The 26,304-nt window shown below is 74.8% G+C and carries 22 protein-coding genes and 1 riboswitch; of the genes, 10 read left to right on the top strand and 12 right to left on the bottom strand.

What is annotated here, in order from left to right; translation table 11 throughout:
* The first annotated feature begins 39 nt into the window (after window positions 1-39).
* The 3 genes from AB0953_RS19275 to AB0953_RS19265 all read left to right on the top strand — a co-directional run bounded on the left by AB0953_RS19275 (window position 40) and on the right by AB0953_RS19265 (window position 2,840).
* A complete protein-coding gene (locus tag AB0953_RS19275; RefSeq protein ID WP_366860698.1) occupies window positions 40-1,488 on the top strand; it encodes a penicillin-binding protein 2 in 1,449 nt (482 codons plus the stop codon).
* Between the two features lie 64 nt (window positions 1,489-1,552).
* Entirely contained in the window at window positions 1,553-2,044 is a 492-nt protein-coding gene (locus tag AB0953_RS19270) for a GNAT family N-acetyltransferase (RefSeq protein WP_366860697.1), read from the top strand.
* An 88-nt stretch (window positions 2,045-2,132) separates the two neighbouring features.
* Window positions 2,133-2,840 (top strand): DsbA family oxidoreductase, encoded by a 708-nt coding sequence (locus AB0953_RS19265; RefSeq protein WP_366860696.1) that lies wholly within the window; start codon window positions 2,133-2,135, stop codon window positions 2,838-2,840.
* A gap of 24 nt (window positions 2,841-2,864) precedes the next feature.
* Here the strand turns inward: AB0953_RS19265 and AB0953_RS19260 are convergent, their stop codons facing one another.
* Window positions 2,865-3,953, bottom strand: coding sequence for an aminotransferase class V-fold PLP-dependent enzyme (locus tag AB0953_RS19260; protein ID WP_366860695.1), 1,089 nt, complete (start codon window positions 3,951-3,953; stop codon window positions 2,865-2,867).
* A gap of 67 nt (window positions 3,954-4,020) precedes the next feature.
* Here AB0953_RS19260 and AB0953_RS19255 point away from each other — a divergent pair, with 67 nt between their 5' ends.
* Complete coding sequence (locus AB0953_RS19255) at window positions 4,021-5,109, top strand: amidohydrolase family protein (RefSeq protein ID WP_366860694.1); 1,089 nt, start codon at window positions 4,021-4,023, stop codon at window positions 5,107-5,109.
* A 320-nt stretch (window positions 5,110-5,429) separates the two neighbouring features.
* Window positions 5,430-6,356, top strand: coding sequence for an SCO1860 family LAETG-anchored protein (locus AB0953_RS19250; RefSeq protein ID WP_366860693.1), 927 nt, complete (start codon window positions 5,430-5,432; stop codon window positions 6,354-6,356).
* A 21-nt stretch (window positions 6,357-6,377) separates the two neighbouring features.
* Here the strand turns inward: AB0953_RS19250 and AB0953_RS19245 are convergent, their stop codons facing one another.
* Both AB0953_RS19245 and cobC read right to left on the bottom strand, forming a co-directional pair.
* Window positions 6,378-7,607, bottom strand: coding sequence for a CapA family protein (locus AB0953_RS19245; RefSeq protein ID WP_366860692.1), 1,230 nt, complete (start codon window positions 7,605-7,607; stop codon window positions 6,378-6,380).
* 351 nt (window positions 7,608-7,958) lie between these two features.
* The gene (cobC, locus tag AB0953_RS19240; RefSeq protein WP_366860691.1) at window positions 7,959-9,404 is read right to left on the bottom strand and encodes an Rv2231c family pyridoxal phosphate-dependent protein CobC; all 1,446 of its coding nucleotides are present in this window, start codon (window positions 9,402-9,404) and stop codon (window positions 7,959-7,961) included.
* 86 nt (window positions 9,405-9,490) lie between these two features.
* On the opposite strand from cobC, the gene AB0953_RS19235 reads away from it, so the two are divergent.
* A complete protein-coding gene (locus AB0953_RS19235) occupies window positions 9,491-10,216 on the top strand; it encodes a ZIP family metal transporter (protein ID WP_366860690.1) in 726 nt (241 codons plus the stop codon).
* 74 nt (window positions 10,217-10,290) lie between these two features.
* Here the strand turns inward: AB0953_RS19235 and AB0953_RS19230 are convergent, their stop codons facing one another.
* The 7 genes from AB0953_RS19230 to AB0953_RS19200 form a co-directional block, all read right to left on the bottom strand.
* Entirely contained in the window at window positions 10,291-11,709 is a 1,419-nt protein-coding gene (locus AB0953_RS19230; RefSeq protein ID WP_366860689.1) for a cobyrinate a,c-diamide synthase, read from the bottom strand.
* Complete coding sequence (cobO, locus tag AB0953_RS19225) at window positions 11,703-12,302, bottom strand: cob(I)yrinic acid a,c-diamide adenosyltransferase (RefSeq protein ID WP_361917758.1); 600 nt, start codon at window positions 12,300-12,302, stop codon at window positions 11,703-11,705. Before cobO ends, AB0953_RS19230 begins: the two co-directional genes overlap by 7 nt.
* The gene (locus AB0953_RS19220) at window positions 12,302-14,482 is read right to left on the bottom strand and encodes a putative cobaltochelatase (protein ID WP_366860688.1); all 2,181 of its coding nucleotides are present in this window, start codon (window positions 14,480-14,482) and stop codon (window positions 12,302-12,304) included. Before AB0953_RS19220 ends, cobO begins: the two co-directional genes overlap by 1 nt.
* Before the next feature lie 322 nt (window positions 14,483-14,804).
* Entirely contained in the window at window positions 14,805-16,331 is a 1,527-nt protein-coding gene (locus AB0953_RS19215; RefSeq protein WP_366860796.1) for a cobyric acid synthase, read from the bottom strand.
* A 17-nt stretch (window positions 16,332-16,348) separates the two neighbouring features.
* The gene (locus tag AB0953_RS19210; protein WP_366860687.1) at window positions 16,349-17,335 is read right to left on the bottom strand and encodes a cobalamin biosynthesis protein; all 987 of its coding nucleotides are present in this window, start codon (window positions 17,333-17,335) and stop codon (window positions 16,349-16,351) included.
* A 58-nt stretch (window positions 17,336-17,393) separates the two neighbouring features.
* Window positions 17,394-17,478, bottom strand: a riboswitch (cobalamin riboswitch).
* 220 nt (window positions 17,479-17,698) lie between these two features.
* Window positions 17,699-17,920: a hypothetical protein gene (locus tag AB0953_RS19205; RefSeq protein WP_366860686.1), complete on the bottom strand. Its 222-nt coding sequence runs from the start codon at window positions 17,918-17,920 to the stop codon at window positions 17,699-17,701.
* Between the two features lie 28 nt (window positions 17,921-17,948).
* On the bottom strand, window positions 17,949-19,256 hold the full coding sequence (locus AB0953_RS19200; protein WP_366860685.1) for an inorganic phosphate transporter: 1,308 nt from the start codon (window positions 19,254-19,256) through the stop codon (window positions 17,949-17,951).
* Window positions 19,257-19,644: 388 nt separating this feature from the next.
* On the opposite strand from AB0953_RS19200, the gene AB0953_RS19195 reads away from it, so the two are divergent.
* Complete coding sequence (locus tag AB0953_RS19195) at window positions 19,645-20,775, top strand: alpha/beta fold hydrolase (protein WP_366860684.1); 1,131 nt, start codon at window positions 19,645-19,647, stop codon at window positions 20,773-20,775.
* Window positions 20,776-20,992: 217 nt separating this feature from the next.
* Window positions 20,993-22,438, top strand: coding sequence for a hypothetical protein (locus AB0953_RS19190; RefSeq protein WP_366860795.1), 1,446 nt, complete (start codon window positions 20,993-20,995; stop codon window positions 22,436-22,438).
* A 16-nt stretch (window positions 22,439-22,454) separates the two neighbouring features.
* Here AB0953_RS19190 and AB0953_RS19185 read toward each other — a convergent pair whose 3' ends face one another.
* Window positions 22,455-22,850: a VOC family protein gene (locus AB0953_RS19185; protein ID WP_366860683.1), complete on the bottom strand. Its 396-nt coding sequence runs from the start codon at window positions 22,848-22,850 to the stop codon at window positions 22,455-22,457.
* Between the two features lie 94 nt (window positions 22,851-22,944).
* Window positions 22,945-23,835 carry a neutral zinc metallopeptidase gene (locus AB0953_RS19180; protein WP_366860682.1) on the bottom strand — a complete coding sequence of 297 codons (891 nt, stop codon included), beginning with the start codon at window positions 23,833-23,835 and terminating at the stop codon, window positions 22,945-22,947.
* A gap of 181 nt (window positions 23,836-24,016) precedes the next feature.
* On the opposite strand from AB0953_RS19180, the gene AB0953_RS19175 reads away from it, so the two are divergent.
* Both AB0953_RS19175 and AB0953_RS19170 read left to right on the top strand, forming a co-directional pair.
* Complete coding sequence (locus tag AB0953_RS19175; protein ID WP_366860681.1) at window positions 24,017-25,615, top strand: ABC-F family ATP-binding cassette domain-containing protein; 1,599 nt, start codon at window positions 24,017-24,019, stop codon at window positions 25,613-25,615.
* A 343-nt stretch (window positions 25,616-25,958) separates the two neighbouring features.
* Window positions 25,959-26,180 (top strand): helix-turn-helix domain-containing protein, encoded by a 222-nt coding sequence (locus AB0953_RS19170; protein WP_285526799.1) that lies wholly within the window; start codon window positions 25,959-25,961, stop codon window positions 26,178-26,180.
* Window positions 26,181-26,304: the final 124 nt, after the last annotated feature.

The following is a 26,304-nucleotide window of genomic DNA, read 5'->3' as shown; positions in this document are numbered from 1 at the left end:
AGGGGAACGCACGGACGCCTTCGCGCGTCTTTTCGGAAGATGAACAAGACGATCAGGCGTGCGTCGGTCTTCTGCCTGCTCCTGGTGCTCGCCCTGCTGCTGCGGGTCACGTGGGTGCAGGCGTATCAAGGCAAGGCCCTCGCAGACAACGAGAACAACCGGCGGAACCTCATCGGGCAGTACGAGAACCCGCTGGGCAACATCATCGTGGGCGGGGAGGCGATCACCGGCTCGGTCAAGACCGGCGGCAAGGACTTCGGGTACAAGCGGACCTACACCGACGGTCCGCTCTACGCGCCCGTCACCGGCTTCAGCTCGCAGGCGTTCGGCACGAGCATGCTGGAGGGTGTCTACAAGAAGATCCTCAACGGCTCCGACGACCGCCTGAAGACCGTGATGGACATGATCACGAACAAGCGGGCCTCGCCGGGCAACGTCCTGACCACCATCGACAAGGGCGTCCAGACGGCCGCGTACGCCGCGCTCCAGGGCAAGCAGGGCTCCGCCGTCGCGATCGACCCCGCGACCGGTGAGATCCTCGCCATCGTCAACAACCCCTCCTTCGACCCGGGCCGCATCTCCGGCGCCAACGACGCCGAGGCCTGGAAGGAGCTGTCCGCCGACAACGGCAAGGCCATGGAGAACGTGGCGCTGCGCAAGCCGCAGGCGCCCGGCTCCACCTTCAAGCTGGTCACCATGGCGGCGGCCATCGAGAACGGGCTGGTCACCAGCATCGACGCGCCGACCGGCACCCCGGACCCGTACACGATCCCGGGCACCAAGACCCTGCTGCCCAGCGAGGCCGGCTCCGCCGCCTGCAACAACGTCTCGGTGCGCACGGCGCTCCGGCTGTCCTGCAACAACGTCTTCGCCGAGCTCGCCTCGAAGCTGGGCCAGGACAAGATGCGCGCGACGGCCGAGAAGCTCGGCTTCAACGCGAATGTCGAGACCCCGGTCACCACGCGGCTGCCGAGCAAGTACCCGTCCAAGAAGATGTCGGTGGACCAGGTCGCGCAGACGGGTATCGGCCAGTTCGACGTGCAGGCCACCCCGCTCCAGATCGCCATGGTCACGGCCGCGATCGAGAACGACGGCAAGCTCGTCGCCCCGCACTCGGTCTCCGAGGTCACCGACTCGGGCGGCACCGTTCTGGAGAGCTTCAAGAACCCCAAGGTCCAGCAGGTCCTGAGCCCGAAGACCGCCGCGATGCTGCGGGACGCCATGAAGACCGTCGCCACCGAGGGCGGCGGCAAGCCCGCGCAGGTCGCGGGCGCCGAGGTCGGCGGCAAGACCGGCACGGCCCAGCGCGGCGTGAAGAACAGCCTTCCCCCGCTGGCCTGGTTCACCTCGTACGGGAAGATGAACAACAAGCAGATCGCGGTCGCCGTGATGATCGAGAACTCGGACACCGACCGGTCCGAGATCGGCGGCGGCCGGCTGGCCGCCCCCATCGCGCAGAAGATGATGGAGGCGTGGCTGAAGAAGTAGCCATGCCCGCCGCGCCCTCGACGCGCCGGGAACCGAACAAGGTTCCCGGCGCGTTTCCCTTCCCATGATCAGGACCGCGCGACCCGCAGACCTCGACGACATCGCCGCCCTCCACACCCGGGCGCGCGCCACCTACTACCGGGGCCGTGTGCCCGAGGAGGCCTATGCCGGCGAGGCCGAGCTCGCGCGGACCCGCGAGGGCTGGTCGCGCGCCGTGGCCCGCGCCGCCGCCGAGGGCGGGGTGCTGTGCGCGGAGGAGGACGGCGAGCTCACCGGCGTCGCCGCCTTCCGCACCGCCGACGGCGAGACCACCCTCACCCAGCTCCACGTCGACCCGGCCCACTGGCGCCGCGGCACCGGCGCCGCCCTCCACGCGGCCTGCCTGGACGCCTGGCGCCGAGCCGGCGTCGACCGCGTCCGCCTGGAGGTCTACGAGCACAACCTGCGCGCCCAGGCCTTCTACGCCCGCCACGGCTGGCTCCCGGACCCCTCCGCGCCCCGCGCCGGCTCCCACCTGACGCTCTGGCTCAGAATCGGGCCCCCGTCCGGGGAATGAGACGCTCCGCAAGGTGGTTGAACGTGAAACCGCCGCGGCTCCCCCGTCGCGGCGGCGCCGTCCCTCGAACCCGGAGAGAAGAAGGAACATGCGCGTCGAGATCTGGAGCGACATCGCCTGCCCCTGGTGCTACATCGGCAAGGCCCGCTTCGCCAAGGGGCTGGCCGCGTTCGCGCACCGCGACGAGGTGGAGGTCGTCTTCCGCTCCTTCGAGCTCGACCCGAACAGCGCCAAGGGCGTCACCGCCCCCGTCCTGGAGATGCTCGCCAGGAAGTACGGCCGCACCCTCGACGAGGCACGCGGCATGGAGGAGCACGTCGCGGCCGCCGCCCGGTCCGAAGGCCTGGACTACCGCACCGAGGGCCGCGACCACGGCAACACCTTCGACATCCACCGGCTGCTGCACCTGGCCGCCGCCCGCGGCCGCCAGGAGGAACTGCTCGACCTGGCGTTCCGCGCCAACTTCGCCGAGGAGCGGTCCGTCTTCGACGCCGAGGTGCTGCTCGCGCTCGCCGTCGAGGCGGGCCTCGACGAGGCCGAGGCCCGCGCCGTCCTCGCCGACGACTCGGCCTACGCGGAGCAGGTGCGGGCCGACGAGCGGGAGGCGGCCGAACTGGGCGCCAACGCCGTGCCGTTCTTCGTCCTCGACCGCCGCTACGGCATCTCCGGCGGCCAGCCGGCCGAGGTGTTCACCCGCGCCCTGGAACAGGCCTGGGCGGGCCGGGAGATCGAGGAGCCGAAGCCCACGGCCGACGCCTGCGACCCGGACGGCGCCTGCGCGGTCCCGCAGGCGTAACGGCCGACGGACCCGGCCCGGCCCTCACGCTCCGGCGGCGGACGACTGCCAGGCCGATTCCGCGGCGGCGACGGCCTCGGCCGGGTCCGCCGACAGGGCCGCGGCCAGGGCCGTCAGGGCGGAGCGGACCGCGGCCGGCGAGGCGTCCGGTCCGTAGTGGTTGACCCGGACCATCTCCCCTGCCAGCGCGCCCCCGCCCGCCGCGAGCGGGGCCGACGGGTCGGCGGCCAGCGCCTTGGCCGCCACCTGCGAGGCCTGCGGCACGCGCAGCGTCGTGGCCACCGGCGCGGCCTCGGCGGCCCGCCCCACGTACGGGGCCAGGCCCAGCGCCACCGCGCCCGCCCGGGTCGCCGCCGCGGCGGCCGCGTGCCGGGCCGTCACCGCGTCCAGGCCCTCGGCCGCGATCCGGTCCAGGCACGCCTCCAGCGCGAGCATCTCCAGCTGCGCCGGGGCGTGCAGCAGCGCCGTGCGGCCGCCGTCGATCCAGCGCTCCTTCCAGTCCAGCAGCGACAGGTACGAGCGGCGCGGCGCCGCCGGGTTCTGCGCGAACCGCTCCCACGCCCGCTCCGAGACCGACACCGCCGAGACCCCGGCCGGGCCGCCCATCGCCTTCTGCGCGCCGATCACGCACAGGTCGACGCCCCACGCGTCCGGCAGCAGCGGCTCCGCGCCCACCGACGCCACCGCGTCCAGCATGAACAGCGCCCCGTGGGCCCGTACCACCTCGCCGATCTCCGCGACCGGGTTGGTGTTGCCGGTCGCCGCCTCCGCGTGCACCAGCGACACGAAATCGATCTCCGGGTGCCCGTCCAGGGCCCGGGCGACCGCCTCGGCGCCCACCGCGGTGTCGAAGGGCACCGCCAGGTCCACCACGCTCGCCCCGCAGTCGCGCAGCCAGTTGCCGAACGTGGTCCCGTACGGGCCCGTGACGATGTTCAGCGCGGTCGAGCCCGGCCGGGCCCCCGAGCGGATGCACCCCTCCAGCGGCAGCAGCGCCTCGCCCTGGGTGATCACCACGTCCTGCCGGGTCCGCAGCAGGTCCGCGACCTGCTGCTCGATCGACGCGAAGCGCTCCGCGGTGAGCGGCGGGAGGTCCAGCAGGGGGTGGGTCACGGGGGTGCTCTCTCTTCGTCCGGGGCTACCCGCCAGAGCCTATCGAGGGCGCACGTACAGTGCGGGCATGACCGATGACGTGCTGCATGTGAAGGGACGTGTGCTCGTCGGACCCGACGACGTGCGCGACGAGCTCTGGGTGGTCGGCGGCCGGATCTCCTACGAGCGCCCGACCGGCGCCCGGGCGACCACGACCGTGTCCGGCTGGGTGCTGCCCGGCCTGGTCGACGCCCACTGCCACGTGGGGCTGGACGCCCACGGCCCGGTCGACGCAGCGACCGCGGAACGGCAGGCCCTCACCGACCGCGCCGCCGGCACCCTGCTCATCCGCGACGCCGGATCCCCTTCCGACACCCGCTGGATCGACGACCGCGAGGACCTCCCGAAGATCATCCGCGCGGGCCGGCACATCGCCCGCACCCGCCGCTACATCCGCAACTACGCCCACGAGATCGAGCCGGCGGACCTCGTCGCGTACGTCGGGCGCGAGGCGCGGCGCGGCGACGGCTGGGTGAAGCTGGTCGGGGACTGGATCGACCGCGACGCGGGCGACCTGACGGCCTGCTGGCCCCGGGCCGAGGTGGAGGCGGCCATCGCCGAGGCGCACCGGCTCGGCGCCCGGGTCACCGCGCACTGCTTCGCCGAGGACTCGCTGCGCGACCTGGTCGAGGCGGGCATCGACTGCATCGAGCACGCCACCGGCCTGACCGAGGACACCATCCCGCTGTTCGCGGAGCGCGGGGTGGCGATCGTCCCGACCCTGGTGAACATCGCGACGTTCCCCAAGCTCGCGGCGGGCGGCGAGGCCAAGTTCCCGCGCTGGTCCGCGCACATGAGGCGACTGTACGAGCGCCGCTACGACACCGTCCGGGCCGCCTGGGACGCGGGCATCGGGGTGTACGTCGGCACGGACGCCGGCGGCTCGCTGCCGCACGGCCTGGTCGCCGACGAGGTCGCGGAGCTGGTGCGGGCCGGGATCCCGCCGCTGGACGCCCTGTCGGCGACGACGTGGGCGGCGCGCGCGTGGCTGGGAAGGCCCGGTCTGACCGAGGGCGCCCCGGCGGACCTCGTCGTCTACGGCACCGACCCGCGGGCCGACGTACGGGCGCTGGCGCAGCCGCTGCGGGTGGTCGTGAACGGCACGGTCAGGGCGTGAGCGGGCCGTTGGCGCGACGGGTTGACGCGCGGGTTGACGCAACGGCCGACGCGGCGTGACGCGGGGGCGTCGGCGGGCGTTGTACCTGCCCGACCGGCACCCGCAGCCACCCACTCCTGTGGCGAAAAAGAACTCCTGTGCCTCCTGAGGACCGAGGATTCGAATACGTGCATGGAAACCACCCGTTGGGGTGAACTCACCTCGGGTGGCTGCCCGTTCACTCTCCGTGCGTAAAAAATTCCCCGGGTAACAGGCCGTCGGCGCGCGATGTCCCCCATTGGCTGCGCGACGGCCCCCAACTCCCCGGGGGTTCCACCACCTTGAACCGCAACTCCTTCCGCATGCCCGCGGCCGCCCTGCTCGCCACGGGAGCGGTCGCCCTGCTCACCGCCCCGCCCGCCCACGCCGCGGGCCCCGCGGCCGCCGCCGGGAGCGAGGGCCGCGCCGGTGCCGTCGTCCTGCGCGCCGGACTGGACGTGGGCCTGCTCAACAAGGCCGTCCACCTCCCGCTGAAGACCACCCTCAACGAGGTCAGCGCCCCGGCGACGGCCGAGAAGACCGCGCTGACGGTGGCCCTGGACGGCGTCGAGGGCGGGCAGCCGGTGAGCGTGCTGCGCGCGGACGTGGCCACTTCCAAGGCCACCGCCGACCGCAGCCGCGCCGCGGCCGAGGCCGACCTCGCCCGCGCCAGGGTGCACGTGCCGGGTCTGCCGGCCCTCTCCCTCATCGAGGTGGAGAAGGTCACCTCCAAGGCGGTGTGCGAGGCCGGCCGGAAGCCCGTCGCCACCGCCAACGTGCTGGGCGCGGTCACCGTCCTCGGCAAGAAGGTCACCCTCTCCGCCGGCGGCCCCACCAAGGTCGAGGTCCCCAAGGTGGGCCTGGTCAGCCTGGAGCTCTCCGGGGCGCAGACCACCTCCACCACCGCCGCGGCGGCCGCGCTGAGGCTGAAGGTGTCCGTGAACCCCCTGGACCTGAACGTGGCGCAGGTCGAGGGCGAGGTCGTCCTCGCCGAGGCGCACTGCGAGTCCCCGGCCGGGCCGCCCGCCTCCCCGAACCCCGCAGGCGGGCCCGACATCAAGCCGCAGACGGGCGCCTCCGGGACCGGGGCCGTCGTCGCCCACGACGGGCCAGGCCTCGCCGAGACCGGCGGCGGTTCGCTCACCCCGTACGTCGCGGGCGGCGCCGTGGCCCTGCTCGGACTCGGCGCGGGCGCCCTCGTCGTGACCCGGCGCGGCCGGGCCTCATAGCGGCCGCCCGGCGGCGGGGGTTCAGCGCGTGGCGTGCACCAGCCCCTGCTTGTCCGCGCCGCGCGACAGCACGGCCTCGCTGACCTGCTGGTCGACGGCGGCGTACTCGGTCCGCTTGGCGGAGCCGAGTCCGCCGTCCGAAGCGGCGCAGGAGGTGCACACGACGCGGAACGGAGCGCCCCGGTCCGAGAACGAGGTCAGGTACTCGGCCTTGGTCACCTCCCAGCGGCCCGGATGCGCCGATGACGGCGTGAACGTGAACCGGGGGATGGACGACATGTTGCCGCGCAGCTTCTCGGACTCGTAGAAGCTCGCGATCTGGTCGCCCATGCCGAAGACCACCCAGGTGCCGTTGATCTTCTCGTACGGCTGCGGCACGTGGTTGTGCGTGCCGACGATGAGGTCGATGTCGGGCAGGCCGTCCGGGCCGCGGGAGGCGGTCAGCGCCTGCGCGAGGTCGCGCTGCTGCTGGTCGGGGGCCGTCTGCCACTCGGTGCCCCAGTGGACGCTCATGACCACCACGTGCGCACCGGCCGCGCGCGCCGCGCGGGCGTCGGCGATGATCCGGTCCTGGTCGATCAGGTTGACGGACCACGGCTTGCCGGACGGGAGCGGGATGCCGTTCGTGCCGTACGTGTAGTCCAGCTGGGCGACCTTCGCGCCGCCGGCGGAGAGCACGGCCGGCGCCTTGGCCTCGTCGGCGCTGCGGGCCGAGCCGACGTGCTTCAGACCGACCCGGTCGAGGTGGTCCAGGGTGCGGACGAGGCCGTCGTAGCCGTCGTCCAGGGTGTGGTTGGAGCCGGTCGAGCAGCTGTCGTAGCCCGCGTCCTTCAGGGCGTCGGCCAGCTGGTGCGGGGCCTTGAAGGCCGGGTATCCGGTGTAGGGGCCGCCGGGCCGGCCGTACGGTATCTCGTGGTGGCATATCGCCAGGTCGGCGGCGGCCACCAGGGGCTTGACGCCCGCGAGTATCTTGCGGAAGTCGTGGCTCTGGCCCCCGGCGCCCTTCGCGTCGTCCGCGGCCTGCTGGATGATCGACGGGTACGGGATGGTGTCGCCCGTCGCCAGGAGCGTGAACGGGCGGGCGTCGGCCGGGGCCGCGGGGCTCGCCTTGCCGGGGGTCGGCTTGGCGGCGAGCCGCTGGTCGGTGGTGGTCTGGGCCGTCTTGGCGGTGGGGAGGACGGCGTACAGTGCGCCGCCGCCCGCCACCGCCAGGGCCGCTGCTGCCGCGGCTATCCTGGCGGCTTTCTTCATGGTGGTCCCCCCTGGGTGTGCTGCCGATGGGGCGATCATCGCGGACGGGGGCGCGGGGCGCCATCCGGAGTCGGCGCCTCCGCCAGGCCTCTCCGCAGGTCAGCGCGCTGCCGCTGCCGCTGCCGCTGTTCCGCTGCGCGGAGCCGTCCCCCACCCCGCCCCTTCCCGAAACCGGGCTCCGCCCGGACCCTCCCCCAGACTCCGTCCGGGGGGACCCCCAGGGCGCTTCGCGCCCGGTGCGCTCAAACGCCGCGCAGGCTGGATATTCCAGCCCCGCCGGCGTTTGAGGCGCAGGGGGTACCCCCAGCGGTAGCGAGCGGCACCGGCGGTCGGGTCGGAGGTGACGAGGGGTCAGGGGGTCGTGAGGGCCAGGGCGTGGTCCAGGGCCTGGAGGAGGCGGCCCGTCGTCGTGCGGTCGCGGACGGCCAGGCGCAGCCAGGAGTCGTCCAACCCGGGGAAGGTGTCCCCGCGGCGCACCGCGAAACCGAGGTTCCGCAGACGGGTGCGGATCTCCGCCGCGTTGTCCAGGCGGATCAGGACGAAGGGGGCTTCCGCAGGGGCTGCCACCCAGATCTCCTCGAACTCCGCCAGCCCGGCGACCAGGTGCTCGCGGTCCACGGCGATCTGCCGCGCCGCGGCCTCCGCCTCCGCCAGCGCCGCAGGCCCGACGCACGCCTCCGCCGCCACCAACGCCGGCGTGGACACCGGCCACAGCGGCTGCGCCGCCTCCAGCCGCGCGATGACCTCCGGCTCCGCGAGCACGTAGCCGATGCGCAGCCCCGCCAGGCCCCACGTCTTCGTCAGGCTCCGCAGCACCACCAGCCCCGGGATGTCGGTCCGCCCGGCCAGGGCCTCCCGCTCCCCCGGGACGGCGTCCATGAACGCCTCGTCCACGACCAGGATCCGGCCCGGCCGGGCCAGCGCGGCCAGCGTCGCCGCCGGGTGCAGGACGGAGGTCGGGTTCGTGGGGTTGCCGACCACCACCAGGTCCGCCTCCTCCGGCACGGCCGCCGGATCCAGCCTGAACCCGTCCGCCGCGCGCAGCACCACCCGCTCCACCCGGTGCCCCGCGTCCCGCAGCGCGGCCTCCGGCTCGGTGAACTGCGGGTGCACCACCGCCGGCCGCTGCGCGCCGAGGGCCCGCGCGATCAGCACGAACGCCTCCGCCGCCCCGGCCGTCAACAGCACCCGCTCGACCGGCAGCCCGTGCCGATCCGCCACCGCCGCGCGAGCCACGCGCCCGTCGGGGTATGCCGAGAGCACGTCGAGCGAAGCCGCGATGCGCTGCTTGAGCCACTCCGGGGGTGTGTGCGCCCGTACGTTGACCGCGAGGTCCACCAGCGTCCCGCCGTCGCCGCGCACCTCCGCGTCGCCGTGGTGGCGCAGGTCGTGCGGCTGGGCCGTCGCCACCGCGCAGGTCGCCGCGACCGACCGCCGCTTCGGTACGAGGAGTTCGCCGCCGGTCGCGAGCGCCGCGGCCTCCGCGACCGAGGGGGTGCCGGCGGCCAGCCGGGCCGCGTCGCAGGGGTGCGGCACGTCGATGCCGGCCAGCTGCTCGGCGGGATAGCTGAGCAGGGGCACGCCGAAACGTTCCGCCGCGCCGGTGATCCCCGCCTCGCAGGCCTTCGACTCCACCGTGGCCAGCGCCTTCACCGCACCCGCGGCCAGTCCGGCCCCGCGCAGCGTCTCCTCGACCAGGGCGCAGACCTCCGCGACCGACACCCCGGCCCGGCCGCCCACGCCGACCACCAGCCGCGTCGCGTAGGCATCCGCCGCCTGCTCGTCCGCCGGGTTCATCGCCCCTCCTCAGTCGTCAATCGTGCGTGGACCGCCGCCCGCGCGCACACGTGCACACGCGGTCGGCAGTCGGTATCCAGGGGCACATGGCCGTGATCGTGGCGCTGGGCGCGTTCCTGATGACCCTGGCGGGCGGGTGGACGGCGCAGCGCGTCACCGACCGCCGCCACCTGGTGCTGGGCCTGGCCGGCGGGCTGATGCTCGGCGTGGTGGGCCTCGACCTGCTGCCGGAGTCGCTGGAGGCGGCGGGCAGGCCGGTGTTCGGCGTGCCGCTCGCCCTGCTGCTGTTCGTGGCCGGGTTCCTCGTCGCGCACGTCGTGGAGCGCCTGCTCGCCGTACGCCAGGCCGCGCACGGCGCCGAGAACGGCGCCCGCGTGCCGCAGGTCGGGCTGACCGCGGCCGCGGCGATGGTCGGCCACAGCGTCGCCGACGGCGTCGCGCTGGGTGCGGCGTTCCAGGTCGGCGGCGGGATGGGGCTGACCGTGGCACTGGCGGTGGTCACGCACGACTTCGCCGACGGGTTCAACACGTACACGCTCACCCGGCTGTACGGCAACGCCCGCCGGCGGGCGCAGCTGATGCTGCTCGCGGACGCCGTCGCCCCGGTGGTGGGGGCGGCGTCCACTGCGCTGTTCACCCTTCCGGAGGAACCGCTCGGGGCGTACCTCGGGTTCTTCGGCGGGGTGCTGCTGTACCTGGCGGCCGCCGAGATCCTGCCCGAGGCGCACCACAGGCACCCCGCCCTGTCCACGCTGCTGTGCACGGTGGGCGGGGTGGCCGGGATCTGGCTCGTGGTGGGCCTGGCGGAGTGAGGCCGCGTGGGTCGATGCCGCGCGGATCGGGGCTGCGGGTGCGCGCGCGGGCGCCGGCGGCGACGGCGTCGGCTTCACCGGTGCGCCGCCGCCGCTGCCGCGAAGCGCCGGGCGACGGAGGGCTCCGCCGCCCAGTGCGTGTGCAGGTAGCTGGCGTGCACGCCCCCCTGGACGAAGCCCTCGACGCGCCGCTCGGGGTGCGTGAACCCCCAGGCGGGGGCCGCGCCGGCGCCCGGCTCGACCACCGTCCGGTGGAACTCGTGCCCGCGCAGCCGGGTTCCGGCCCCCGCGAGGGAGCTGTCCGACACCGCGACGGCCTCGCGGTAGCCGAGGGTCAGGCGCTGCGACATCCGCGCGTCCGCCTCCAGCACCCCGCACATGGGCCTGCCGTCGAGCGAGCGCGCGAGGTACAGCAGCCCCGCACACTCGGCGGCCACCGGCCCGCCCGCCGCGGCGAAGTCCGCGACGGCCTTGCGCAGCGGCTCGTTGGCGGACAGCTCCGGGGCGTACACCTCGGGGAAACCGCCGCCGACGACCAGGCCGGCGGTGCCCTCGGGCAGCGCCTCGTCGCGCAGCGGGTCGAAGGTGACGACCTCGGCTCCGGCGGCGGTGAGCAGCTCCGCGTGTTCGGCGTACGAGAACGTGAACGCGGCCCCGCCCGCGACGGCCACGACGGGCCGGCGGGCCCCCCGGCCGGAGGCCCCGGCCGGGTACGCCGGCACCGGAACCTGAGATTCCGTCAACGCCTGCTCCGCCGACCAGACCGCACCGTCCAGCGGCGGCGCCGACCGGGCCAGCGCCAGCAGCGCCTCCAGGTCGCAGCCGGCCCGGACCTGCTCGGCCAGCGCCGCGACGGCGGCCACCGCGTCCGCCCGCCGCTCCGCCACCGGGACCAGGCCCAGGTGCCGGGACGGCGCCTCGACCTGCGGCGCGCGGCGCAGGACGCCCAGGACCGGCATCCCGGCCTCCTCCAGCGCCTCCCGCAGCATCGCCTCGTGGCGGTCCGAGCCGACCTTGTTCAGGATCACGCCGCCGAGGCGCACCTGTGGGTCGAACGAGGCGAAGCCGTGCACGAGCGCCGCCACCGACCGGGACTGCGAGGAGGCGTCCACCACCAGCACCACCGGCGCCCGCAGCAGCTTCGCGACCTGGGCCGTCGACGCCAGCTCACCGCGCCCCGCGGCCCCGTCGTACAGGCCCATCACGCCCTCGACGACGGCGAGGTCGCAGCCGGCCGCCCCGTGCGCGAACAGCGGACCCACCAGCTCCGGCCCGCACATGAACGCGTCCAGGTTCCGCCCGGGGCGCCCCGTCGCCAGCGCGTGGTAGCCGGGGTCGATGTAGTCCGGCCCGGCCTTGTGCGGGGACACGGCCAGGCCGCGCCCGGCGAAGGCCGCCATCAGGCCCGTCGCGACGGTGGTCTTGCCGCTGCCGGACGAGGGCGCGGCGATGACCAGCCGCGGCACGGCGAGCGGGTGGGGCGGCTTCACCACTCGATGCCCTTCTGGCCCTTCTGGCCGGCGTCCATCGGGTGCTTGACCTTCGTCATCTCGGTGACGAGGTCCGCGAACTCCACCAGCTTCTCCGGCGCGTTGCGGCCCGTGATCACCACGTGCTGGGTGCCGGGGCGGTTGCGGAGCACCTCGATGACCTCGTCGACGTCGATCCAGCCCCAGTGCATCGGGTACGCGAACTCGTCCAGCACGTACAGCCGGTGCGTCTCGGCGGCCAGGTCGCGCTTGACCTGCTCCCACCCCTCCTTGGCCGCCTGCTCGTTGTCGAGCTGCGCGTCGCGCTGGACCCAGGACCAGCCCTCGCCCATCTTGTGCCAGACGACCGTGCCGCCCTCGCCGGAGGCGCCGAGCACCTTCAGCGCGTTCTCCTCGCCGACCTTCCACTTCGCCGACTTGACGAACTGGAACACCCCGATCGGCCAACCCTGGTTCCAGGCGCGCAGCGCCAGGCCGAACGCGGCCGTCGACTTGCCCTTGCCCGGCCCCGTGTGGACGAAGACGAGCGGGCGGTTGCGGCGCTGGCGGGTGGTGAGTCCGTCGTCGGGAACGACGGTCGGCTTTCCCTGCGGCATTACGCGGCCCTCCTGTGGGTGTGCGGTGACGGTGACGCCGGGGACGCCACCGGGGTACGTACGTTCTTCACGAGCCCGGCGAGCGCCTCGGCCCGCAGCCCGTCGAGCGTGACGGCCGGGCCGCCGAGGTCGGCGGCCAGCCGCCCGGCCAGGCCCAGCCGGACGGGGCCGGACTCGCAGTCCACGACCACCGAGGCGGTGCCCTCGGCCGCCAGCAGCCGGGCGCTGCGCGCGGCCAGCTCGCGGGCGTCGCCGCCCGCGCCGCCGGAGCCGGAGCCGGAACCGGAACCGAGGCCGGCGGCCGAGGTGGCGCGGCCGTCGGTGACGACCACGAGCAGCGGCCTGCGGCTCGGGTCCCGCAGCCGCTCGATCCGCAGCACCTCGTGGGCCTTGAGCAGGCCCGCGGCGAGCGGGGTGCGGCCGCCGGTCGGCAGCCGCTCCAGCCGGGCCGCGGCCGCGTCCACCGAGGAGGTGGGCGGCAGCGCGAGCTCGGCGCCCGCGCCGCGGAAGGTGATCAGGCCGACCTTGTCGCGGCGCTGGTAGGCGTCCAGCAGCAGCGACAGCACGGCGCCCTTGACCGCGGCCATGCGCCGGCGGGCGGCCATCGAGCCGGAGGCGTCCACCACGAAGAGGACGAGGTTGCCCTCCCGGCCCTCCCGGGTGGCCTGGCGCAGGTCGTCCTTGCGGACCACCAGGCCGCGGCCGGTGCGGCCGCGCGCCCGCTGGTGCGGCGCGGCCGCCTGCACGGTCGCCGCCAGGTGGAGCTTGGTCAGCTGGCCGCGGGGGCGCTGGGCGCCGGTGGTGCGGCCGTGCGCGGTGCGGGCGCGGGAGCGGCGGCCGGCCGCCCCCTCGCCGAGGCCCGGCACGCTGAGCACCTTCGTGCGGAACGGCTCCGCCGCCCGTACGGCGGCCTGCTCGGGCGCGCCGGCGGCCTGGGCTGTGGGCTGCGGGGCCTCGGCGGGGGCGTCGCCGGGTGCTTCGGCGGGGGCCTCGGCGGGCTCCGGTGCCTGCGGTCCTCCGGGCGCCTGCGGTCCTCCGGGCGCCTGCGGTGCCGGGGCCTCCTCCGGGCCGCCGCCCTGCGGGGGAACCCCGCCGCCGTCGCCGTCGGGGCCGCCGTCGCCGGGGCCGCCGTCGTCCGGACCCTCCGGGTCCGTCTCCGGCTCCTCGTCGGGGAAGCCGTCCAGGATCTCGTCGAGCTTGTCCTCGTCGAGGCCGGGCGCGTCGAACGGGTTGCGCCGGCGCCGGTGGGGGAGCGCCAGCAGGGCGGCCCGGCGCACGTCCTCCTTGCGTACGGAGGTCCGCCCGGCCCAGGCGGCCAGCGCGGTCGCGGTGCGGGCCATCACGATGTCGGCGCGCATGCCGTCCACCTCGAAGCCGGCGCAGGTCGCCGCGATCTGCAGCAGGGCGGTGTCGCCGAGGCGGACCTGCGGCAGCAGGGCCCGGGCGGCCACGACGCGGGCGCGGACCTCCGCCTCGTCACCGGCCCAGCGGCTCGCGAACCCGGCCGGGTCGTCCTCGTACGCGAGCCGGCGGCGCACCACCTCGACGCGCTGCTCGGGCTCGCGGGAGGCCGCGACCTCGACGGTCAGCCCGAACCGGTCGAGCAGCTGCGGGCGCAGCTCGCCCTCCTCGGGGTTCATGGTCCCGACGAGCAGGAAGCGGGCGGCGTGCCGCACGGAGACGCCCTCGCGCTCCACGTACGAGGCGCCCATCGCGGCCGCGTCCAGCAGGAGGTCGATGAGGTGGTCGTGCAGCAGGTTGACCTCGTCGACGTAGAGGATCCCGCGGTGCGCGTCGGCGAGCAGGCCGGGTTCGAAGGCCTTGACCCCCTCGGACAGGGCCCGCTCGATGTCGAGCGCGCCGACGAGGCGGTCCTCGGACGCGCCGACGGGCAGCTCGACCATGCGGGCGGGGCGCGCGGCGCCGGGGCCCGGCTCGTGCGGGCCGTCCGGGCAGGCCGGGTCCGGGGCGGCGGGCGCACAGCTGAACCGGCAGCCGGGCACGACGTCGACCTCCGGCAGGAGGGCCGACAGGGCGCGGACCGCGGTGGACTTGGCCGTGCCCTTCTCGCCGCGCACGAGCACGCCGCCGACCGCCGGGCTCACGGCGTTGAGCAGCAGGGCCAGGCGCAGGTCGTCCTGGCCGACCACGGCGGTGAAAGGGAAGGGGGCGCTGCTCATGTACCGATCGCTCCTTCGAGTGGCTCGTGTCGACGCGCCGGCCGACGCGCGCCCATGGTGCGAGAGTTGGTGCGTGTTCCCCGGTCGTGCGGGGTTGATCCCGGGTGGTCGGCGTACGTGAGGGGGCGGGTGCCGCTGCGCGGAGCCGCTCCCCGGCCCGTCCTTCCCCCGTCCCCCGGAGCCCCGCCCCGGACCCCCCGCCTCACACGCCGGCGGGGCACCTCCAGCCCGCGCGGCGTGTGAGCGCAGTGGCGGGGGCCGGGGGCGCAGGTCCCGGTGTCGGGAAGGGGCGGGGTGGGGGCGGCTGCCCGCAGGGCGGCCCTCACGGGGCACCCGGCGGCAGGAACGGCAGCCCGGCCGGGGCGCCCGTCTCGATGAGGCGGAGCAGCGCGGCCGTGTCCGCGTGCTCCTCGATCAGGTCGCCCAGGAGGTCCAGCTGCTCCTCCCGCAGCGCGCCGAAGGAGGTGTCCGGCGAGGGGACGAAGCGCCGGCCCGCGGCCCGCGCCACCTCCCGCAGGAACGCCCGGCGGAAGCCGTCCGACTCCAGGGAGCCGTGCCAGTGCGTGCCCCACACCGAGCCGACCCGGCAGCCGTCCAGGAAGGGGTCGCCGCCCAGGACCTCCGCCACGCCGTGGTGGATCTCGTAGCCGGCGACCGGCTCGCCCAGTGCCGTGCCCTCGGGCCGCGCCAGGGTCTTCTCGCGCGCGAAGCGGATCCGCACCGGCAGCAGGCCGAGCCCGTCCACCACGCCCGCCTTCGACTCGACCTCGTCCTCGATCCGCTCGCCCAGCGCCTGGAAGCCGCCGCAGATGCCCAGGACCGGGCGTCCTTCCGCGGCCCGCCGCACCAGCGCGTCCGCCAGGCCGCGCTCGCGCAGCCACGCGAGGGCCTTCACCGTGCCGCGGGTCCCCGGCACGACCGCCAGATCGGCGTCCGCCAGCTCCTCCGGCCGGTCCACGAACCGCACGATCACGCCCGGCTCCGCCGCCAGCGCATCGACATCGGTGAAGTTCGACATCAGCGGCACCGCGCACACCGCGACCCGCAGCACGTCCTCGCCGACCGGCGGTGCCACCGCCGACTCGCGCACCGAGCCGCGCAGGGAGACCCTCAGGCCGTCCTCCTCGTCGATGCCCAGCCCGTGCCGGTAGGGCAGCACCCCGTACGTGGCCCGGCCGGTCAGCGACCGCAGCATCTCCATGCCCGGCTCCAGCAGGGAGACGTCCCCGCGGAACTTGTTCACCAGGTAGCCGGCGATCAGGGACTGGTCCTCGGGCGAGAGCAGCGCCGTCGTGCCGAAGAACGACGCGAAGACGCCGCCGCGGTCGATGTCGCCGACCACGACCACCGGGAACCGTGCGGCGCGGGCGATGCCCATGTTCACGATGTCGGTCCGGCGCAGGTTGATCTCGGCCGGACTGCCCGCCCCCTCGCAGATCACGGCGTCATACGTGCCCCGCAGCTGCGCCAGGCAGTCCGTGACGACGCCGAGCAGCTGCTCCTGCCGCCCGCCGTGGTAGCCGCGGGCGCTCATCTCGCCCACCGGCTTGCCCAGCAGCACCACCTGGCTGCTGCGGTCACTGCCGGGCTTGAGCAGGACGGGGTTCATCAGCGCGGTCGGCTCCACGCCGGCGGCCTGGGCCTGCATGGCCTGGGCCCGGCCGATCTCGGCGCCCTCGCGCGTCACGAACGAGTTGAGGGACATGTTCTGCGCCTTGAACGGCGCCACCTTCACGCCCCGGCGGGCCAGCCACCGGCAGATTCCGGCCGTGACCACGCTCTTGCCGGCGTCCGACGTGGTGCCCGCGACGAGGAGTCCCCCCGCCTGCCCCGCCTTCCTGCCGTCCATGGCCGTACCGCCCCCGCTCATGCCCGCCCCTTCCGCGACGACGCCGACGCCGACGACGCCGCCGACCACCGCGACACCGCACACCGCAGTGCCACGCACGCTCCCAGGGCCAGCCACGTCACCCGCTGCGACAGCCGCACGGCCCGTTCGATGTCCGCGACCTCCACCGGCCGCCCCGCCCCGCCGTTGAGCACGGCCCGGTGCTCGACGCGCCCGCCGTACGAGAGGGTGCCGCCCAGCCGTACGCCGAGCGCCCCCGCGAAGGAGGCCTCCACCGGCCCGGCGTTGGGGCTCGGGTGGGCGGCGGCGTCGGCGCGCCAGGCCCGTACGGCCCCGCGCCGGTCGGGCCCGGCCACCACGGCGGCCAGGGCCGTGAGCCGGGCGCCGGGCCAGCCGGCGAGGTCGTCGAGGCGGGCGGAGGCCCAGCCGTAGCGCAGGTGGCGGGGGGACTTGTGGCCCACCATCGCGTCGAGGGTGTTGATCGCGCGGAAGGCCAGCAGTCCGGGGACGCCGCCGGCGGCGCCCCACACCAGGGCGCCCACCACCGCGTCGGAGGTGTTCTCGGCGACCGACTCCACGACGGCCCGGGCCATCTGCTGTCCGTCCAGGGCCTGCGGGTCGCGCCCGCACAGGTGCGGCAGCCGCTCGCGGGCGACCTCTTCGTCGCCGGCGGCGAGCGCTCCGCCGATGGCGCGGGCCTCGCGGCCCAGCGAGGTGCCGCCGACGACGGCCCAGGTGGCCGCGGCGGTCAGGGCGATGCGGGCGGCCGCAGGCCGGGAGCGCACGGCGCGGGCGCCCAGCGCGCCGACGGCGGCCGCGCCCCCGGCGCAGACGAGGGTGTGCAGGACGCCGCGGGCGCGGTCGTCGCGCCACAGGGCGCGTTCGACGGCGGCGGCGGCCCGTCCGAAGGCGGCCACGGGGTGTCCCCGGCGCGGATCACCGAGGATCCGGTCGCCGATCAGGCCCACCGTGGCGCCGTACGCGAAGACGCGATCGGCACGCATGGTTGCAGGTATGTCCTCACTCAGGGTCCGCGCCCTGGTTCGACGTGTCCGGCGGCGAGAGTTCCTGGCTCCCGGGCCGCACGCGCCGCGTGCGCCCCGGTGACAGTGGCGGGACCGCGCCGGAATCGCACCGGACTTCCTCTCCATGCCGCCGTATTGGCTCGGGCAGTCCACCACGCACCGCGAAGGCCCGTCAACTCGCCGTTGACCTGCGCTCTGGCGGGCCGCGGGCCGGGGCGCGGGCCGGGGCGCGGCAGCCCGCCGGCAGGGCGCGCGGACACGGCAGAGCTCCCCCCGGAAGGACCGGGGGGAGCTCTGGAGCGCTGCGGCGGCGGACCCCGTACGCGGCGGGGGCCGGGCCGGTCAGCTGACGATCAGGTAGATGCCGTACACCACGGCTGCGGCGACGACCGCGAAGCAGGCGTACGCGCCGCTGCGGGCCAGGGTGGCGGTGCCGCCCTGCTCGGTGGCGGCCTCGTGCTTCGACAGGCCCACCAGGCCCACGGTGAACAGGGCCACGAGGGCGACGGTGGCGGAGAGGCTGACCCCGAAGACGGAGCCGAGGGCTGCCCAGTCGATCTTCATGCTGCGGATTCCTCTGTCGTTCGCGGGGTCAGACCGCGGCGGCCGGGGCCGCAGGGGTCGCAGGGGTCGGGCCGGCCGCCGGGATGGTGGCCTTGAGGTCCTCGTCCGTGACGGCGGCGGTCGTACCGGCGGCAGCGGCGGCGGCCGCGCCCGCGGTCGGCGGGACGGCGACGGCGGCCATGGCCGTGGTGACGACGCCCGGCTCCTCGGCCGGGACCGCGGAGGCGGCGGCCGGCTGCACGTCGTTGACGTTGTGGTGGTCGACGACCTGGCGGCGGGAGACCAGCCAGATGGCCAGGCAGGAGCCGATCAGGAAGACCGTGACGGCGGCGATGCCGAGGTTGCCGGTGCCCATGATCAGCTCGGCGCCCGCGGAGACCAGGGCGGCGGCCGGCAGGGTCAGGCCCCACGCGACGAACATGCGGGTGGCGGTGGACCAGCGGACCACACCGCCCTTGCGGCCCAGGCCCGCGCCCATCACCGCACCGGAGCAGGCGTGGGTGGTGGAGAGGGAGAAGCCGAGGTTGGACGAGGCCAGGATGACGCTCGCGGCCGAGGTCTGGGCGGCGAAGCCCTGCTGCGGCTGGAGGTCGGTCAGGCCGCTGCCCATGGTGCGGATGATGCGCCAGCCGCCCAGGTAGGTGCCGAGCGCGATGGCCGTGCCCGCCGAGACGATGACCCAGACCGGCGGGTTCGCGCCGGACTCCAGGGCGCCGCCGGCGACGAGCGCCAGGGTGATGATGCCCATGGTCTTCTGCGCGTCGTTGGTGCCGTGCGCCAGGGAGACGAGGCCGGCCGAGGCGATCTGGCCCGCGCGGTAGCCCTTGGCGGAGGTCTTCTCGCCGATGCGGCCGCCGAGCTTGTACGTGACGCGCGCGGCCAGCATCGAGGCCGCACCGGCCACGATCGGCGCGGCGACGGCGGGGATGAGCACCTTGGTGACGACGACGCTGCCGTTGACGGCCCCGATGCCGGCGGAGGCGACCGCGGCACCGATCAGGCCGCCCATCAGGGCGTGGGAGGAGCTGGAGGGGAGTCCGACCAGCCAGGTGACCAGGTTCCAGAGGATCGCGCCGACGAGCGCCGCGAAGATCACCTCGGGCTGGATGCCCGTTTCGTTGACGAGGCCCTTGGAGATCGTCTTGGCGACCTCCACGGACATGAACGCGCCGACGAGGTTGAGCACGGCGGACATGGCCACCGCCGTCTTGGGCTTGAGGGCGCCGGTCGAGATGGTGGTCGCCATCGCGTTGGCTGTGTCGTGGAAACCGTTCGTGAAGTCGAACACGAGAGCGGTGATGATCACGATCCCGAGGAGAAGCGTTATGTGCTCCATTTACCCAGGCTTCTGTTTGGCGTCAGTGGCACGCCGACCGTAGGCAACCTGGGTGAACGGAAGATGAACTGACACCGGCGGAGCGATGTACGCATGCGGCCCCGCGGTGGCGCCTTCCTCCCGATTTTGCCCCTGATACCAGGATTAATGCACGTCAAAGGGGGGTGAACCCATCGCTTCGGGCAGTGGCGGAGCGTGACGGACGCCCTCGGCGGCCGCGCAAAAGTGATCCACATCACCTGTTTCGATCATGCGTGCGGCGCCCCTCCTGCGCACCGGCCGCGGACCTCCCGGAGAGGATTCCGCTTGCCGCCCCGGGGCCCGCGGCCGCAGCGCCCCGCCCCCGCGCCGAATGGCCCCCGTGCGCTTCCGCCCCGACACTGGAGCGGTGCGCACCGCCACAGCGACGGCCGCGGCCGTCGCCACCACGCTCCTGGGCGCCGGCGCGGCCGCCGTCGCCGCGGGCCGGTACGCCGCGGACGCCGCCCTGCGGCCCGAGCCGGGGCGCCCGCTGCCCGGCACGCCGCGGCTCAGCGTCCACTCCACCGCCCCCGGCCGGGTCGCGCTGACCCGCTCACTGGCCTCGCTGCGCCCCGGTACGTACGGGCTCGCCGCGCCCGGGGTGCATGCCGTCGTCGGGCCCGTCATCGACGGCGCCGCCCACGATCCGGACACCGTCGTGCGCCGGCTCCTCGCCGTCACCCACGGCAGCCTGGAGCCCGGCACCCGGGTCGTGCTCACCCCCCAGGTCCACCTCGGCGACCCCGGCGCCGCCCTCGGCCTCGACCACGCCGACGTGGACGTACCCGGCGAGCTCGGCGAACTGCCCGCCTGGTTCGTGCCCGGCGCCCGCGACACCTGGGTGATCGCCGTGCACGGGCTCGGCGCCGGCCGCGAGCACCCGATGGTGGTCATGCCCTTCCTCCACCGCCTCCGGCTGCCCGTCCTCGCCCTCGCCTACCGCGGCGACCTCGGCGCCCCCGCCTCGCCGGACGGCCTGGGCCACCTCGGCGAGTCCGAGTGGCGCGACGTGGACGCCGCCATCCGCTACGCCCTGCGCTACGGCGCCCGCCGCGTCGTCCTGCACGGCTGGTCCACCGGCGCCGCCATGGCCCTGCACACCGCCGAGCGCTCCGCCCTCGCCGGCCGGATCAGCGGGCTGGTGCTCGACTCGCCGGTGCTCGACTGGCACACCACCCTGCGCGCCCTCGCCGCCGCCCGCCGCACCCCGGCCGCGCTGATGCCCTTCGCCGTGCGCGCGGCCGAGGGGCGGGCCGGACTGCGGGCCGACCGCAGGGCGCCCGGCGCGGACCCCGGCGTGCTGCGCGTCCCCGTGCTGATCTTCCACGGCCCCGACGACGTGATCGCGCCCTGGGAGCCCTCGCGCCGGCTCGCCGCCGCCCGGCCCGACCTCGTCACCCTGAAGACGGTCCGCGACGCCCCGCACGCGGCGATGTGGAACGCCGACCCGGAGGGTTACGAGGAAGCCCTGCGCCGCTTCCTCACCCCCCTGATGTGAACTGGTGTGAACTCCGTGTGCACACTGGGGCAGGGTATGAGCTACGCCCCGATATGCCCCTTTGGTGACCTCTGATAATGGCCGATTCCGTTTGGGCTTTCGGCCGGTGACGGGCGAGACTTCTTCCGTGACGTCCCGAAAGCCTGATGAGCAGTTGGCTCGCGACTCCAGACTCCGACTCGTCTCGCCGCGCTCGGTCGCCACGGCCCGCAAGGCCGTGACCGCCCGGCGTACCCGACCGGCCTCCCGGCCCCCGGCGGGCACCCCCGCCACGGCCGAACTGGCCGCGCGGGCGCGGGCCTCGCTGGCCGATGCCGTACGCCTCGCCCGGTGGGCCGAGCTCAACCTCGGGGCGGGCGACGGAGGGCGTCCCGCCCCGGCCGGGGCGCTGCCCGCGGTGGACGTCGAACGGGCTGCCGCCGCACTGGGCCTGACGCACGGGCAGGTCCGGGCCGGCTGGGACCGCGCCCGCCTCGCCGGCCTCGTCGAGGTACACGGGGGCCACGCCCGGCCCGGCTGGCGGCTGCGCGCCTGGGACCGCGACGACAGCGCCGTGCTGCGCGGCTGGGTCGCCCTGTTCGACGCCTGGTCGCTGGTCCACCCGGCCCCCGCCGACATCGCCCCCGCGGTCGTCGCCGAGGTGGTCGAGGCGATGCCCCAACTGCTCTCCCTGCTCCAGCTGTCCGCCGGGCCGGTGACCGTGCCGGACCTGCTGGACCTGCTAGGCCAGCGCGTCACCGAACTGCGCGACGAGCGGTGCGAGGTTCCCTACGACGCCCCGGCGCCCGGGACTCCCGCGGCCGCCGCCCCCGCTGACGCCGCGGCAGCCGAAGCCCGGGCCTCCGAAGCCCTGGCGTCCGAAGCGGGGACGTCCGAAGCCGCCGCCGGCGTCCTGGCAGCCGCGGCCCCGGCAGCCGGCGCGCCGCACCGGCCCGCCCCCGTCCCGCTCGCCCGGCTGCTGCGGTGGGCGCTCGGCGGGCTCGCCGCCGTCGACGCCGTCACCCTCGGCCCCGCGCAGGCCTCGCTCACCCCGCTCGGCAGCTGGGCCGTCTGGGTCAAGCTGGAGCAGATCTGCGTGGCCGCACAGAGCCCCGCCGGGAACATCGAGCAGTCCGCCGCCGCCATGCTGCACGGCTGCGCCCGGCTCACGCCCGGCCCCGCCCGTGCCGAGTACCGGGCCTGGCTCGCCGCCCGTCCCGTCGGCCACGCGGTCAGCGAGCTCCTGAACGCCGCCCGCGGAGAGGACGCCCTGCTGCGCGGCCTGGCCTTCGAGGCGCTGCGCGTGGTCGGAGCCCCCGCCGAGCCGGAGGTCCGCGCCGCCGCCCGCGAGCCCGCGCTGCGGCCGTACGCCCTGCTGTGGCTCGCCGAGCACGACGGGGTCGACCCGGACGAGGCGCAGGACGTGCTCACCGCCGAGGAGTCCACCTGGCTCTGGGTGGACACCGCCGCCGCCATCGCCGACCACGGCGAGGCCGAGCTGCTGGCCCGCCACCTCGACTCGGCCGTGCGGACCACCGTCCCGCGGCTGCTGGACGAGGTGCGGGCGGTGGGCCACCCGCGCACCGTGCAGGTCCTGGTCGCGCTGGCCGCCGCCCACCCCGACCCGGCCCTGGCCAAGGCGGTCCGCCGGGCGGCCTTCCAGGTCCACACCGGCGGGTCGTGACGCGCGCGCCGCGGGGTCAGACCTGCGGCGCGTACGTCCCGAAGCTCCAGACGTTGCCCTCCGCGTCCCTGGCCATGTAGTCCCGCGACCCGTAGTCCTGGTCGGTGGGCTCCATCAGGATCTCCACCCCGTGCTCCACCGCCCGGCGGTGGTGCGCGTCCACGTCCTCCACCACCACGTAGACGCCGGCCGGCCCGGCCTGCGCCATGACCGTGTCGAAGACGCCGCCGCGGCCCTTGCTGCCGAGCATCACCGCGCCGCTTCCGTACGCCAGCTCGGCGTGCATCACGGTGCCGTCGCCGGCCTCGTACACCGCGACCCGGGTGAATCCGAACGCCTCCGTCAGCTGCTGGATCGCGGCCTCGGCGTCGCCGTAGAGCAGCGTCGGGAAAACGGACGGATGTCCGGCCATGGCGATCACTCCTTCTCGTGCCGGTCGATGTGACCCGCACCACAGCATGGCAGGCGTCCCCTGCGCCGGGCGGAAGGCGGCCCCGGCCCGCCGGTCAGCGGAAGGTGTCGCACCGCTCCATGTCGCCGGTGCGGTAGCCCTCGTAGAACCACTGCTGCCGCTGCCGGGCCGAGCCGTGCGTCCAGGTCTCCGGGGTGACCCGCCCCTGGAACCTCTCCTGGATCCGGTCGTCGCCGACCGCGGCCGCCGCGTCCAGCCCGTCCCTGATGTCCTGGTCGGTCAGGGCGGTGACCAGGGGCCGGCCCGTCGACTCGGCCGGGGTCCGCGTCGCGTGGCGGGCCCACACCCCGGCGTAGCAGTCGGCCTGCAGCTCGACCTTGACCGCGTCGCTGTCCGCGCCCTGCCGCCCGTCCCGCGCCAGGCCGAGCGTGCCGGTGAGGTTCTGGACGTGGTGCCCGTACTCGTGGGCCACGACGTAGGCCTGGGCGAAGGGGCCGCCGCTCGCACCGAACTTCGTGCGCAGCTCGTCGAAGAACCCGAGGTCCAGGTAGACCTGCCGGTCGGCGGGGCAGTAGAAGGGGCCCACGGCGGCCGTCGCCGTCCCGCACGCGGTGTTGACCCGGTCGGTGAAGAAGACCGTCGACGCCGGGGCGTACCTCCCGCCGCGTCGGGTGAACTCGTCCCTCCAGAAGTCCTGGGTGCTGTTGACCACCGCGACCATCCGGCAGTCCTCCCGCGTGTTCGCGTCACGCCCCTTGCGGCAGCTCTGCGCCACCTCTCCGGCCGAGGAGGCGGCCGTCCGCGGCTCCCGGTTCCCCGACGACAGCCCCAGCTCCTCGGGGCCCACGCCGAAGAACAGCCCCAGCAGCAGGGCGACGAGCCCGGCGATTCCGCCGCCGATCGTCGCCCGCCCGCCCGGTACGCGGCTGCCGCGCACGTCCTCGACCTCGGAGGTGTCCAGATCGGCGTCGTCGTCGAACTGCATGGCCCACCGCCCTCGGATCCGCGTGGCCGCCCCTGCGGCGAGTATCACCCGCCCGCGCCCGGAAAGCCGGTTGCGCGCCCCCGGTAGAATGAATCCCATGGCAAATCTCCTCGCGGATTAGCGGCGTCGAAGCTCGCATCCCGCCCCCTTCCGCCGTTCCGACCCGCCCTGGAGCATTTCCGTGATCACCGCCACCGGCATCGAGCTGCGCGCCGGCGCCCGCATCCTCATCGAGTCCGCCTCCTTCCGCGTCGCCAAGGGCGACCGCATCGGCCTGGTCGGCCGCAACGGAGCGGGCAAGACCACCCTCACCAAGTGCCTCGCGGGCGAGGGCCAGCCCGCCGCCGGCACCATCACCCGGTCGGGAGAGGTCGGCTACCTGCCGCAGGACCCGCGCACCGGCGACCTCGACGTCCTCGCCCGCGACCGGATCCTCTCCGCCCGCGGCCTCGACGTGCTGCTGCGCAAGATGCGCGCCAACGAGGACCGCATCGCCACCGGCTCCGGCGCCACCCGCGAGAAGGCCCTGCGCCAGTACGAGCGCCAGGAGACCGAGTTCCTCACCAAGGGCGGGTACGCCGCCGAGTCCGAGGCGGCGACCATCTCGGCCGCCCTGGGGCTGCCCGACCGCGTCCTCGGCCAGCCGCTGCACACCCTCTCCGGCGGTCAGCGCCGCCGCGTCGAGCTCGCCCGGATCCTGTTCTCGGACGCCGACACCCTGCTCCTCGACGAGCCGACCAACCACCTCGACGCCGACTCGATCGTCTGGCTGCGGGACTACCTGAAGACCTACCGCGGCGGCTTCATCGTGATCTCCCACGACGTCGACCTCGTCGAGACGGTCGTCAACAAGGTCTTCTACCTCGACGCCAACCGCTCGGTCATCGACGTCTACAACATGGGCTGGAAGCTCTACCAGCAGCAGCGCGAGGCCGACGAGAAGCGCCGCAAGCGCGAGCGCCAGAACGCCGAGAAGAAGGCCGCGGCCCTCAACGCCCAGGCCGACAAGATGCGCGCCAAGGCCACCAAGACCGTCGCCGCGCAGAACATGGCCAAGCGCGCCGACCGCCTGCTCGCCGGCCTGGAGGCCGTCCGCGCCCAGGACAAGGTCGCCAAGCTGCGCTTCCCCGACCCGGCGCCCTGCGGCAAGACGCCGCTGACCGCCGAGGGCCTGTCGAAGTCGTACGGCTCCCTGGAGATCTTCACCGACGTCGACCTGGCCATCGACAAGGGCTCCCGCGTGGTCATCCTCGGCCTCAACGGCGCCGGCAAGACCACCCTCCTGCGCCTGCTGTCGGGCACCGAGAAGCCCGACACCGGCTCCGTGACCCCCGGCCACGGCCTCAAGCTCGGCTACTACGCCCAGGAGCACGAGACCCTGGACCCGGAGCGCACCGTCCTGGAGAACATGCGCTCCTCCGCGCCCGACCTGGACCTGGTCGACGTCCGCAAGACGCTGGGCTCCTTCCTGTTCTCCGGTGACGACGTCGACAAGCCGGCCGGGGTCCTCTCCGGCGGCGAGAAGACCCGCCTCGCGCTCGCGACGCTGGTCGTCTCCTCGGCGAACGTGCTGCTCCTGGACGAGCCCACCAACAACCTCGACCCCGCCAGCCGCGAGGAGATCCTGAGCGCGCTGCGCACGTACAAGGGCGCCGTCATCCTCGTCACGCACGACGAGGGCGCGGTCGACGCGCTGGAGCCGGAGCGGATCATCCTGCTCCCCGACGGCGTGGAGGACCTGTGGGGTCCGGACTACCGGGACCTCGTCGCCCTCGCCTGACCGGTTGATCCAGTTCCTTATGGATCATTCGGCTCAGACCCGCTCCATCATCTGAGTGAGACGGTCTGGTACCGCTGCGCTCTGTACGACGGCCCCGGCCGCGCCCGCACGGGCGCGCCGCCGGGGCCTTTCCCGTGCTCTTTCCCGCCCCTGACCTGGAGCTTCCCCGGGGCCGCCGGGAAATGTGACGGACGTCATGTAGCGGAAGGGGAGATTCCGTTCTGCTCGGGCGTCCACGGCCGGGGAAATGCCGTCGTACCGACCTTTGCTGAATGGGTGGCCAGGAAGCCGGGGAGGGGTGATCATGAGAAGTCCAGAGCGCACTTCCCATGAGGAGGCACGGGTGGCCGAGACTCTGAAGAAGGGCAGCCGGGTGACCGGCGCCGCGCGCGACAAGCTCGCGGCAGACCTGAAGAAGAAGTACGACTCCGGTGCAAGTATCCGTGCGCTGGCCGAGGAAACCGGCCGGTCCTACGGATTCGTCCACCGGATGCTCAGCGAGTCCGGAGTCGTGCTGCGCGGTCGCGGTGGCGCGACGCGCGGCAAGAAGGCGGCTTCGGTCTGACCCGACCGGGAACCCCGGGCGTGAGGCCCGGGGCCGGGGCGAAGAGACGTTTGCCCGCCCACACCGCGGTACCTTCGGTGACCCCCGGTCGGCCGTTCGGTCGACCGGGTGGTTACTGTGCAGT

The organism is Streptomyces sp. NPDC046866 (assembly GCF_040704625.1).
Lineage (GTDB): Bacteria > Actinomycetota > Actinomycetes > Streptomycetales > Streptomycetaceae > Streptomyces.
Note: the sequence above shows the minus strand (reverse complement) of the source record. Positions and strands in the feature narration are given on the sequence as shown.

Excerpts from the sequence above, each read along its gene's own strand:
- AB0953_RS19255 (WP_366860694.1), top strand. The coding sequence starts at position 4,021 with ATGACCGATGACGTGCTGCATGTGAAGGGACGTGTGCTCGTCGGACCC.
- AB0953_RS19275 (WP_366860698.1), top strand. The coding sequence starts at position 40 with ATGAACAAGACGATCAGGCGTGCGTCGGTCTTCTGCCTGCTCCTGGTG.
- AB0953_RS19235 (WP_366860690.1), top strand. The coding sequence starts at position 9,491 with ATGGCCGTGATCGTGGCGCTGGGCGCGTTCCTGATGACCCTGGCGGGC.
- cobO (WP_361917758.1), bottom strand. The coding sequence starts at position 12,302 with ATGCCGCAGGGAAAGCCGACCGTCGTTCCCGACGACGGACTCACCACC.
- AB0953_RS19215 (WP_366860796.1), bottom strand. The coding sequence starts at position 16,331 with ATGGACGGCAGGAAGGCGGGGCAGGCGGGGGGACTCCTCGTCGCGGGC.
- cobC (WP_366860691.1), bottom strand. The coding sequence starts at position 9,404 with ATGAACCCGGCGGACGAGCAGGCGGCGGATGCCTACGCGACGCGGCTG.
- AB0953_RS19265 (WP_366860696.1), top strand. The coding sequence starts at position 2,133 with ATGCGCGTCGAGATCTGGAGCGACATCGCCTGCCCCTGGTGCTACATC.
- AB0953_RS19205 (WP_366860686.1), bottom strand. The coding sequence starts at position 17,920 with ATGAAGATCGACTGGGCAGCCCTCGGCTCCGTCTTCGGGGTCAGCCTC.
- AB0953_RS19245 (WP_366860692.1), bottom strand. The coding sequence starts at position 7,607 with ATGAAGAAAGCCGCCAGGATAGCCGCGGCAGCAGCGGCCCTGGCGGTG.
- AB0953_RS19200 (WP_366860685.1), bottom strand. The coding sequence starts at position 19,256 with ATGGAGCACATAACGCTTCTCCTCGGGATCGTGATCATCACCGCTCTC.
- AB0953_RS19210 (WP_366860687.1), bottom strand. The coding sequence starts at position 17,335 with ATGCGTGCCGATCGCGTCTTCGCGTACGGCGCCACGGTGGGCCTGATC.
- AB0953_RS19185 (WP_366860683.1), bottom strand. The coding sequence starts at position 22,850 with ATGGCCGGACATCCGTCCGTTTTCCCGACGCTGCTCTACGGCGACGCC.
- AB0953_RS19270 (WP_366860697.1), top strand. The coding sequence starts at position 1,553 with ATGATCAGGACCGCGCGACCCGCAGACCTCGACGACATCGCCGCCCTC.
- AB0953_RS19180 (WP_366860682.1), bottom strand. The coding sequence starts at position 23,835 with ATGCAGTTCGACGACGACGCCGATCTGGACACCTCCGAGGTCGAGGAC.
- AB0953_RS19220 (WP_366860688.1), bottom strand. The coding sequence starts at position 14,482 with ATGAGCAGCGCCCCCTTCCCTTTCACCGCCGTGGTCGGCCAGGACGAC.